This is a genomic window from Mediterraneibacter agrestimuris, assembly GCF_943193195.1.
In the GTDB taxonomy this organism is placed as follows: Bacteria; Bacillota; Clostridia; order Lachnospirales; family Lachnospiraceae; genus Schaedlerella; species Schaedlerella agrestimuris.
In genome coordinates this window covers 1-9,447 of the sequence record NZ_CALPDG010000077.1, presented here as the reverse complement: position 1 = coordinate 9,447, position 9,447 = coordinate 1, and the positions used below count along the sequence as shown (strand labels likewise).

At 43.9% G+C, this 9,447-nt stretch carries 10 protein-coding genes; 2 read left to right on the top strand and 8 right to left on the bottom strand.

Going from position 1 to position 9,447, the window contains the following annotated elements; translation table 11 throughout:
• Positions 1-100 precede the first annotated feature (100 nt).
• The 7 genes from NFS18_RS18530 to NFS18_RS18500 all read right to left on the bottom strand — a co-directional run bounded on the left by NFS18_RS18530 (position 101) and on the right by NFS18_RS18500 (position 8,027).
• Positions 101-1,195 (bottom strand): CobW family GTP-binding protein, encoded by a 1,095-nt coding sequence (locus NFS18_RS18530; protein WP_251392941.1) that lies wholly within the window; start codon positions 1,193-1,195, stop codon positions 101-103.
• A gap of 108 nt (positions 1,196-1,303) precedes the next feature.
• Positions 1,304-2,056 (bottom strand): exodeoxyribonuclease III, encoded by a 753-nt coding sequence (locus NFS18_RS18525; RefSeq protein WP_251392940.1) that lies wholly within the window; start codon positions 2,054-2,056, stop codon positions 1,304-1,306.
• An 86-nt stretch (positions 2,057-2,142) separates the two neighbouring features.
• A complete protein-coding gene (gene truA / locus NFS18_RS18520) occupies positions 2,143-2,901 on the bottom strand; it encodes a tRNA pseudouridine(38-40) synthase TruA (RefSeq protein WP_251392937.1) in 759 nt (252 codons plus the stop codon).
• Between the two features lie 49 nt (positions 2,902-2,950).
• Positions 2,951-4,423, bottom strand: coding sequence for a nickel ABC transporter ATP-binding protein NikE (gene nikE, locus NFS18_RS18515; RefSeq protein ID WP_251392935.1), 1,473 nt, complete (start codon positions 4,421-4,423; stop codon positions 2,951-2,953).
• On the bottom strand, positions 4,423-5,241 hold the full coding sequence (locus NFS18_RS18510) for an ABC transporter permease (protein ID WP_251392945.1): 819 nt from the start codon (positions 5,239-5,241) through the stop codon (positions 4,423-4,425). The genes nikE and NFS18_RS18510 overlap by 1 nt, the downstream gene beginning before the upstream one ends.
• A 282-nt stretch (positions 5,242-5,523) precedes the next feature.
• Positions 5,524-6,462 carry an ABC transporter permease gene (locus tag NFS18_RS18505; protein WP_251392933.1) on the bottom strand — a complete coding sequence of 313 codons (939 nt, stop codon included), beginning with the start codon at positions 6,460-6,462 and terminating at the stop codon, positions 5,524-5,526.
• A gap of 20 nt (positions 6,463-6,482) precedes the next feature.
• Positions 6,483-8,027, bottom strand: coding sequence for an ABC transporter substrate-binding protein (locus NFS18_RS18500; protein WP_251392930.1), 1,545 nt, complete (start codon positions 8,025-8,027; stop codon positions 6,483-6,485).
• A 377-nt stretch (positions 8,028-8,404) separates the two neighbouring features.
• Between NFS18_RS18500 and NFS18_RS18495 the strand changes: the two genes are divergently transcribed.
• Together NFS18_RS18495 and NFS18_RS19880 are read left to right on the top strand one after the other, a co-directional pair.
• Positions 8,405-8,527 (top strand): type III toxin-antitoxin system ToxN/AbiQ family toxin, encoded by a 123-nt coding sequence (locus NFS18_RS18495; protein WP_251392928.1) that lies wholly within the window; start codon positions 8,405-8,407, stop codon positions 8,525-8,527.
• Positions 8,503-8,667, top strand: coding sequence for a type III toxin-antitoxin system ToxN/AbiQ family toxin (locus NFS18_RS19880; protein ID WP_334301875.1), 165 nt, complete (start codon positions 8,503-8,505; stop codon positions 8,665-8,667). Before NFS18_RS18495 ends, NFS18_RS19880 begins: the two co-directional genes overlap by 25 nt.
• A gap of 123 nt (positions 8,668-8,790) precedes the next feature.
• On the opposite strand, the gene NFS18_RS18485 is transcribed toward NFS18_RS19880, so the two are convergent.
• The coding region (locus tag NFS18_RS18485) for a hypothetical protein (protein WP_251392926.1) at positions 8,791-9,447 on the bottom strand (657 nt) is incomplete at its 5' end.

Below are 9,447 nucleotides of genomic sequence, written 5' to 3'. Positions count from 1 at the left end.
GTGGCTTGATGCATCTCTACCTATACGTTATTTCACGGACTTTGCAGCCAGTGCAAAGTCCTGGGCTGAACTGTTACCCTTTCTTTCATATACTGCGATTTTATGCTTCAAACAATTCTGCCAGTCTCTCCTCATTCAGCTTGGAGCCGATCACGCAGATTCTCCCTGTATATTCCGGCGAGCCGCTTCGTATTTCGTGTTCTTTTGGCACCATATCAAAGTAAATCCACTCTCCATCCATCCCCGCAACCATGCCCTTTGCGCGCAGGATCGTTCCATATACAGAATCTCCTTCCAATACATGAAGAATTTCTTCCATGCGCTCTTTTGTATACGATTTAGCAGTTTCACAACCCCAGCTTGTAAATACCTCATCTGCATGGTGATGTCCATGTTCGTGATGATGTCCGCAATCACAGTGCTCCTCATGGTGATGTTCATGCTCATGATGATGTCCGCAATCACAGTGCTCCTCATGGTGATGTTCATGCTCGTGATGATGTCCGCAATCACAATGCTCCTCATGGTGATGTTCATGCTCATGGTGGTGTCCGCACACCGGACACACTATTTCAGACAACAGCTCTTCTTCCAGCGTTTTGCTGCCTTCCATTATTTCCAACAGCTTTGCCCCTGAAAGCTGTTCGATCGGAGTTGTAATAATCGGCGCCTTCTTGTTCAAATTTCTCAGAATTGCCACACTTTCTTCAATCTTCTCGGGTTTCGCTTTATCCGTTCTGCTTAAGACAATTGCCCCGGCATACGCAATCTGGTTGCTGAAAAATTCTCCAAAGTTCTTACTATAAATCCTGCACTTCGTTACATCCACAACTGTTGTAAAACTGTTCAGTTTTGCATCAATCTCACCCTGTACATCCTGTACTGCCTGAATCACATCTGAGAGCTTTCCAACCCCTGATGGTTCGATCAGAATCCGGCTGGGATGATAGGTATCTACTACTTCTTTCAAAGATCTGCCAAAATCCCCCACCAACGAACAACAGATACAGCCGGAGTTCATTTCCCGAATTTCAATGCCAGAATCCTTCAAAAAACCGCCGTCAATCCCAATCTCGCCAAATTCATTTTCAATAAGTACAATCTGCTCGCCTGCAAACACTTCTTTCAGCATCTTCTTAATAAACGTTGTCTTTCCGGCGCCTAAAAACCCGGAAATAATATCAATCTTAGTCAATGTAAATCCTCCTCGTTATGAGCACTTAGCGAGTGTATTTTACTCGCTTACGTGCGATACATGTCGACGCCGTTGGTGAGGTCTTTCTCGAACCTACCAGTCGACCCGTTATTTTAGTTCCAGCATTATCGGACAATGGTCGGAACCATATATGTCCGTCAGTATCTTCGCATCTTCCAGTCTGTCTTCCAACGCTTCTGACACGCAAAAATAGTCGATCCGCCACCCGGCATTTTTCTCCCGCGCCTTAAACCGGTAAGACCACCATGAATAAATCCCCTCTTGATCTGGATAAAAGTATCGGAACGTATCAATAAATCCAGCTCCCAAAAGTTCTGTAAACTTGCCTCTTTCCTCATCCGTAAATCCCGCATTCCTGCGGTTTGATTTCGGATTCTTTAAGTCGATCTCTTTGTGGGCAACATTCATATCGCCTGTCACGATCACAGGTTTCGTCTCTTCCAGCTTCTTTAGATACCCTCGGAAATCATCTTCCCAGCGCATCCGGTAGTCCAGACGTTTCAAGCCGTCCTGCGAATTGGGCGTATACACCGTCACAAAATAAAAATCTTCAAACTCGCAGGTGATCACGCGTCCTTCCTGGTCATGCTCCTCAATACCAATTCCATTTGACACACTTAAAGGCTTCTGTCTGGTAAATACTGCCGTACCTGAATATCCTTTCTTCACTGCGTAATTCCAGTACTGGTAATACCCCTCCAGATCCAGCTCCAACTGCCCCGCCTGCATCTTTGTTTCCTGCAGACAGAAAATATCTGCATCCATTTCCTTAAACGCATCTAGAAATCCCTTTTGCACACAGGCACGGATTCCATTGACATTCCATGATACCAGTTTCATCTTCTAAAGAACATCCTCCTTTTATTTCTGAATTCCAATTTTTACAAATAATGATCCAGAGAACAATATCCACTTCAATTTTAGACTCACTTTCCTGTCAACTCTGTCTCGTCATAATATACCTGTTTCAAACACAATCCACTTGCCGGCGCAAGAAATCCCGCATCTGCACGCACACCGCTTCGCAAAACTTCTGCCGCGCTTTCCGGCGTACGCTCTCCGGTTCCGGCTTCCAGTAATGTTCCCGTCAGTATCCGTACCATATGATACATAAACCCGCTTCCCCGGTACTCTATCTTAATCAGACTGCCTGACTGCCTGACCGCAATATTGTAAATCCTTCTCACAGTGGAACGCTCGTCCACCCTGTCTGTGAATCCCGCAAAATCATGAGTTCCTATTAGAGTATCGGCAGTCTGCCGCATCTTATTCACATCCAGTTTATATGGATAGTGAAATGTATATTTTCGCGAAAATACATTTGGTCTTTCGGTGGTATCAATCCTGTATTCATAGCATTTTCCACAAGCACTATATCTAGCATGGAACTTATTTTTTACAAGTTCTATGCCGATAACCCTTATATCTTCAGGCAGGCATTCATTTAATACTTTTTGAAAACTTTTTTCCTCCACCTTTCCTGATAACACAATGCTGGCCGTCTGCCCTGCCGCATGAACGCCTCCGTCTGTACGTCCTGACCCCTGTACCTCCACCGCATAACCTGCCAGCAAGCTGATTTCCTTTTCCAAAATTCCCTGTACGGTGAAGTCGGTATCCGGCTGCCGCTGCCACCCCCGAAACCGGGAGCCATCATAGGCAATTGTCAACTTATATGTTCTCATACATTCCCTTTCTCATTTCCATGCAGCCTTCCATTCTTAATGATTTCATTTACTCCAGCCAGTTTACATGCCCATCTTTTAATACAAGTACTCTGCTGCAGATCATATTTACTACATCCAGATCATGGGACACAAATAAATAACAAATCTGCTCTTGTTCCTGTAATTCCTTGAGCAATGCGATTATCTGTGCCTGCACGGTTACATCCAATGCAGACAACGCTTCATCTGCAAGAATGAAGCTTGTTCCGGTCATCAATGCCAGTGCGATACTGACACGCTGACGCTGTCCGCCGCTCAGTTCCCGTGGATAACGGTCATAGATTTCTTTGGATAAATGTACCTTCTCCAGCATCGCTTCCGCCTTCGCACGACGGCTTTTTCTGCTCCCCTCTTTGCAAAAGCGGAGAGGTTCTTCCAAAATCCAGCCGATGGTTTTCTTTGGATTTAAGGACGCATACGGATCCTGAAATACCATCTGCGGACGTTCTGTATAATGGATCACTTCCCCTTCATAATCTTTCAAAAGTCCAAGAACACATTTACACAGGGTGGACTTTCCGCTTCCGCTTTCGCCCACAAGTCCGATCATTTCACCTTCATAAAGAGTAAAGGACACATCATCTAAAATCTGTCTCCTTATTTTCCCTTCTTTATAATAAGCATTCACATGACGCAATTCCAGAACTTTTTTCCTCTGTTCATGAAAACTATTCGTCATGGTTCCCGAAGGTATCGCTGCGATCAGCGTCTTCGTGTATTCATGCCGGGGTCTGGAAAATATTTCCTCCACTCTGCCTTCCTCGACAACTTCTCCATCTTTCATCACAAGAACCCGGTGACATAATTCACCCACAACACGGAGATTGTGAGAAATAAACAAAATACTCATCCCATATTTCTGATTCAGCTTTTTCAAAAGCTCCAAAATACTTGCCTGTGTGTTCACATCAAGCGCAGTGGTCGGTTCATCCGCTATCAGAAGCCGGGGACGGCAGACAATTGCCGCCGCAATCATCACCCGCTGCCGCATTCCGCCGGACAATTCATGTGGATATTTCTCCACCAGCTCTTCCGGATTCTCCAGCTCCACATCTTCCAGCGTCTTTAATACCCGCTCACGCCTTTGTTCTTTGGACAGCTTCGTATGCAGACACAAAGCTTCCTCTACCTGCCGCCCAATCCGCATGGTAGGATTCAGCGCCGTCATCGGCTCCTGAAAAATCATACTGATTTCATTGCCCTGAAGCTGTCTCATTTCTTCCGCAGATAATTGAAGCAGATTTACTTTTTTTCTTTCCGGTTCGTCACTATACCAAAAGTACACTGCGCCAGAATCCAATCTTGCATTTGCTTTCAAAAGTCCTGCAATGGTCAGCGCAGTCATGGATTTCCCCGACCCGGATTCACCCACCAGACCAAGTATTTCTCCTTTTTCCATAAAAAATGTAATATCTCTTACTACTTCCTGACGCGATTCTCTGTCATCGAAATGTATCTTCAAATTCTCTACGCTAAGCATCAGCGGCCACCTCCGAATCTGTCCAGAATCCCCTCTCCCAGCATTCCCACGCCAAGCACGAGAAGAACAAGGAAAAGCCCCGGAAACACAGCGCACCATGGAGCGCTTGCAAAATAGGTCTGGGATTCAGACAACATACGTCCCAGACTGGCGTCCGGCGGCTGTACGCCGATTCCCAAATAACTCAAACCAGTTTCTGCAAGCACCGCATTATTAAATCCAATCGTCAAAGCTGATAACAGAGCCGGCAATATATTGGGTAAAATATGAACAAACATGATCCTCGGCACAGAGACTCCGGTCAGCCTTGCACTGATCACATACCCCGCCTCCCTAAGCCGCATAAACTCTCCCCTCACCACACGGGCAAAACTGGGGATAAAAGCAATGCCAAGCGCAAGCATCACACGGTATGTTCCGCTCCCTGCCACACTAATGATCACCAGCGCAAGCAAGACGCTGGGAAACGCCGCCAGCGCATCATTGACACGCATGATAATCTCATCTGCCCATCCTCCAAAGTATCCGGTAACCGCCCCCAGCAAGACACCAATACTTCCGCCGATCAGAATTGTACCAACGCCAATTACCAGCGTACTTCCCGCGCCGTTTAAGATACGGCTGAACACATCTCTTCCAAACTGGTCGCATCCGAAAATATGTGAAAAAGCTGGCGCACTTAACTTCAACGATCCTGTCATTACCTCAGGGTCATAAGGCGTCCAGAAAAAACCAAGTATCATGATTCCCGCCATGGTCAACGTCAATATCAATCCAACGGTAAAATTATAAGAATTTATTTTTCTCTTGTTTTTCATATACGTTCCTTTTCTTCTGAATCCCCATCTTAAAACCGAATCTTTCTCACCCGGCATTTTCAACCGCCGCAGGCTATTCCTATAAGCAGGTAACAGTTCAGCCTTCGGCTTCCTGTTACAGGCATCAAGCCATGCAAAACTACTTCGTGGCGGCTTGATGCATCTCTACCTATACGTTATTTCACGGACTTTGCAGCCAGTGCAAAGTCCTGGGCTGAACTGTTACATAAACAGACAATCGGCTGATTTTTGCAGTTTTATACGCATACTGTGTACATGTTTTTACAATTCAATTCGTTTATCCAACTTCTGATACAACAAATCCACAATCATGTTTAACACAAGTATCACAACCGCAATCAGCACAATGACTGCTTCCACCACCGGGTAATCTCGTTTGGAAATGGAAGAAATCAGCGTCCGCCCAATTCCCGGAATCCCGAATACCTGCTCGATCACAATACTATTTGCAATGATATCTGCCGCCATCATCCCCAGAAAAGTAATGACCGGAAGAATTCCATTTCGCACCGCATGCTTCATCAGCACCCGCCATGGACTGTTCCCTCTGCTATATGCAGTCCTTACATAGTCCTGACGCATTTCCGCAATCAGAGAACTCCGAAACATTTTCACCGTCATTGCCGCTCTGGGCAGCGCAATTGCCAGAGACGGCAGAATCAGATATCCAAGAAATCCGCCAAAGTCATCTTTGTATGAAATGTATCCGCCCGGCGTAAACCATTTAAAAGTCAGTCCAAACACTACTGTAAAAATAATTCCAATAAAAAACGGCGGAATAGACATCGTGACCTGGTTTAATATCAGAAAGAATCGGTCTATCCAGCGGTTCTCATAACGTACACAAAGAATACTGACAGGAATAGACACCAGTAAAATAAGAACAAACGACAACACTGTCATTGCCACTGTAATTGGAATCTTATCCCCTATCATTTCCTTCACAGGCTCCTGATAATAATAAGAAGTCCCCATATCGCCGGTAACAAAATCCCTTACCCATTTCCCATACCGTTCGTGCAAAGGACGATTGAGTCCCATTTCCTCTCTGAGAACCTCCACCTTCGCATCGGTCGCCTCCGTACCGAGAATCGTCCTTGCCGGATCACCCGGAATAATTTCAAAAGCAAGGAAGGCAAGTATACTGACAATTAATAATGCAATGATAAGTCCTGTTACTTTTTTTATAATATATTTCATACCTGCACTTCCCTTCTATTTTACTCTACCATATACATCTTTGCCATATCTTGTACATACAATGGATAAAATGTATATCCGTCAAATCGGTCGCTGACTGCCACCAGATTTGCCAGATCCTGAATATATACATTTGCCGCACGCTCTGCAAGAATCTCTTCCAGTTCTTTGTATAATGCGAGCTGTTCTTCCTCATCTGCCGCGGCGATCGCCTGCGCAAATACTTTATCATACTCCACATCGTTGAAATTGATGAAGTTTCCACTGTGTTCGGATGTAAATCTCTCCAGCATTGCCCTTGCAGACAAGTTGGAGGCGTCCACTCCGACTACCGTCGTCTGGAACTGACGTCCTGCATAGACATTTTCCAGCCATGCTTCCCACTCGACTGGCTTAATCGTCGCATTCACGCCGATATTCTTTAGCTGCTCTACAATAACCTGCGCCGTATCTACATGCGGCTGGTCTGCTGAACAGACCGTAATCTCCAGATCGAAACCATCCTCATATCCGGCTTCTTTCAGCAGTTCTTTTGCTTTTTCATAATCCTGTTCATAATATGTGGAAAATGATTCATCAAAATACTTCTTTAATCCCGGATACATACTGGTTCCTACGCGAACACCTTTGCCGTCCGCCATCATCATCATGATTTCATCCGGATCGACCGCATAGCTTAAAGCTTGTCTGACCTTTTCGTTGTTCAGCGGCTCTGCCGCATTGTTCAGATACAGAGCCTGAACCAGGTTCATCGTTCCCTCTTCAATATGAAATCCCTCTGTCAGCTCCGATGCCTGCAGCGAAGTCAAACGCATCGCCATATCAATAGAACCACCTTTCAGATTGGTAACAAGCATATCTGCATCTGCGACAACTCGGAATTCTACTTCATCAAGGTGAGCTTTTTCTCCCCAGTAGTCTTCGTTTTTCTCTAAAATAATATTCTCCTGTGGATTTCTGGATACATATCGAAACGGTCCCGTTCCGATCGGCGCTGTTTCCAGCTCCTTGTAATCTTTCGGCACGATCGCAGTTGTCATATATGCCAGAAATTCTGTATTCGGTTCACTCAGGACGATTTCAACCGTCTTATCGTCCAAGATACTCACACTCTCCACAATAGAATACGCCGATACCAATGGTTCCCCATTCGACGTATCGGCGCAACGCTCAATTGAATATTTGACATCTTCTGCTGTCATTGCATTTCCGTTATGAAACTTCACACCATCGCGAAGTGTAAATGTATATTTCTTCGCATCTTCTGAAATCTCATACTTCTCTGCAATGGCTTCCACTAAATTACCATCACTGTCAGGCTTTACAAGCCCCTCGAAAATGTTAAATAAAACCTCTTTCGTTCCTGCCGCTACTGCTTTGTGTGGGTCAAGACTGTCCAAGTCCTGGGAGATACCTACCTTGATGCTCCCGCCTTCGACCGGTTTCCCTGAAAGTTCCTTCTCCGTTGTCGACTCTGCCGGCTTCTTATCACCTGAACACCCACCCAGTGCAATAGAAAACGACATTGCTAACACCAAAAGAATACTAATTGCTTTTCTTCTCATGTTCGTCTCCTTCTTCAAAAAACTATCATTATTATTAAATTGTCATATCTATTTTATGCGATTTCTTTTCATTTGGCAAGTTCTGGATTTCATACAATTCAAAAAAGGGGATGAGGACAGCCCCCTTTCTTTATTATACAGATGACATTGGGTGTGAAAAGTAACCATTAAAAAGTTCATAAAAATTTTGAAATTAAATCCATTGATTTTTTATAGTAAATTGCATATATTAAAAACACAGATAGAGATATCTGTGCAGCGGTTAGAGTGTCCAGTTAAAATGCTCGGTTAAAAGCGGTTAGATTGTCCAATTAAAACAATCGGTTAACAGCAGTGGGTGGAGTAATCCACCCGCTTTTTTACATTTAGGAGACTCTATGAACTGGTATGTTGTCGGCAAAAAATACATAAACTACCTGACACAGTTTGATTCCCGTGTCGGTTATAATGAAAAAGAAAAACGGACTATGTCTACCTGCTCCAGAAAGAAAAAGCCCTGATTGACAATGTCCAGAACACTCTGCAAAATAAAGCCATGAAATTATATCAAAAATGCATGGCAAAACCGGATTCTTCTCTTGCTGCAAGATGCTGTAGTTTTAAGATGCTTGAAGAAAAATGTCGTTCTTATTCATATTAGATTATCTAGCTTCACAAGAAGCATTGGTCATAAGGCTTTTTTCTATAGGAGGCTGTTTGGAACTATCTATTTCTCGACAGACTCTTACCATAGATTTTTTCATATTCTTATGTTTTTCCTTTGTCATTTTATCTCCATCCGACCATTTTTCAAAGTAAGTAGACCAGACGCACAATAGATTGTCATATAATACTCACCTTCCTGTTCTGCAGTCAAGTTGTACTGATGATGTATTCCTTCATCCATGATATCTTGGTGAAGTGCCCCGTCCAATAAATAACCAAATTTAATTTTCCAATTCTTGTTTCTTGTTTTTGTTGTTTCCAGCGGATATTGTTCTGCTTCGAATGATAATGTCTCCCCCTTTTTTAAGTACCATGCCGTTCCATCTGGTTTTGTAAAAATAACCATTGCGGCACCTCCCATAATTACTTCTGGCGTTTCATAATAACCATCCTTTTCCGTTGTAAGAAATGGATTCACTGTAGCAGGCAAAAAGAACTCTTTTGCATCTACACTTTTTATGTAATCATTATCAAGTGCTTTTTCCAATCGATTTTTTTCTAATGCTTTCGCATTCTCTTCCGCTTCTTCTTCCGTAATTTCTTTCATCTCTGAGCCATGGACAACCATTGCATTTATCATAACTTCTTTTCCAATCCACTCTCGATTGGTATCATCGATCAATGCCGCTTTTCCATTAGAAAGATCTCTTAGTCCATCTACATCAATCCAATCCCGATCTGTGTCATCTAGTAAAGCTGGATCCTTGACTTTTAT

Coding starts and splice junctions, on each gene's coding strand:
- nikE (WP_251392935.1), bottom strand. CDS start 4,423: ATGCTTAGCGTAGAGAATTTGAAGATACATTTCGATGACAGAGAATCG.
- NFS18_RS18495 (WP_251392928.1), top strand. CDS start 8,405: ATGAACTGGTATGTTGTCGGCAAAAAATACATAAACTACCTGACACAG.
- NFS18_RS18500 (WP_251392930.1), bottom strand. CDS start 8,027: ATGAGAAGAAAAGCAATTAGTATTCTTTTGGTGTTAGCAATGTCGTTT.
- NFS18_RS18510 (WP_251392945.1), bottom strand. CDS start 5,241: ATGAAAAACAAGAGAAAAATAAATTCTTATAATTTTACCGTTGGATTG.
- truA (WP_251392937.1), bottom strand. CDS start 2,901: ATGAGAACATATAAGTTGACAATTGCCTATGATGGCTCCCGGTTTCGG.
- NFS18_RS18505 (WP_251392933.1), bottom strand. CDS start 6,462: ATGAAATATATTATAAAAAAAGTAACAGGACTTATCATTGCATTATTA.
- NFS18_RS18525 (WP_251392940.1), bottom strand. CDS start 2,056: ATGAAACTGGTATCATGGAATGTCAATGGAATCCGTGCCTGTGTGCAA.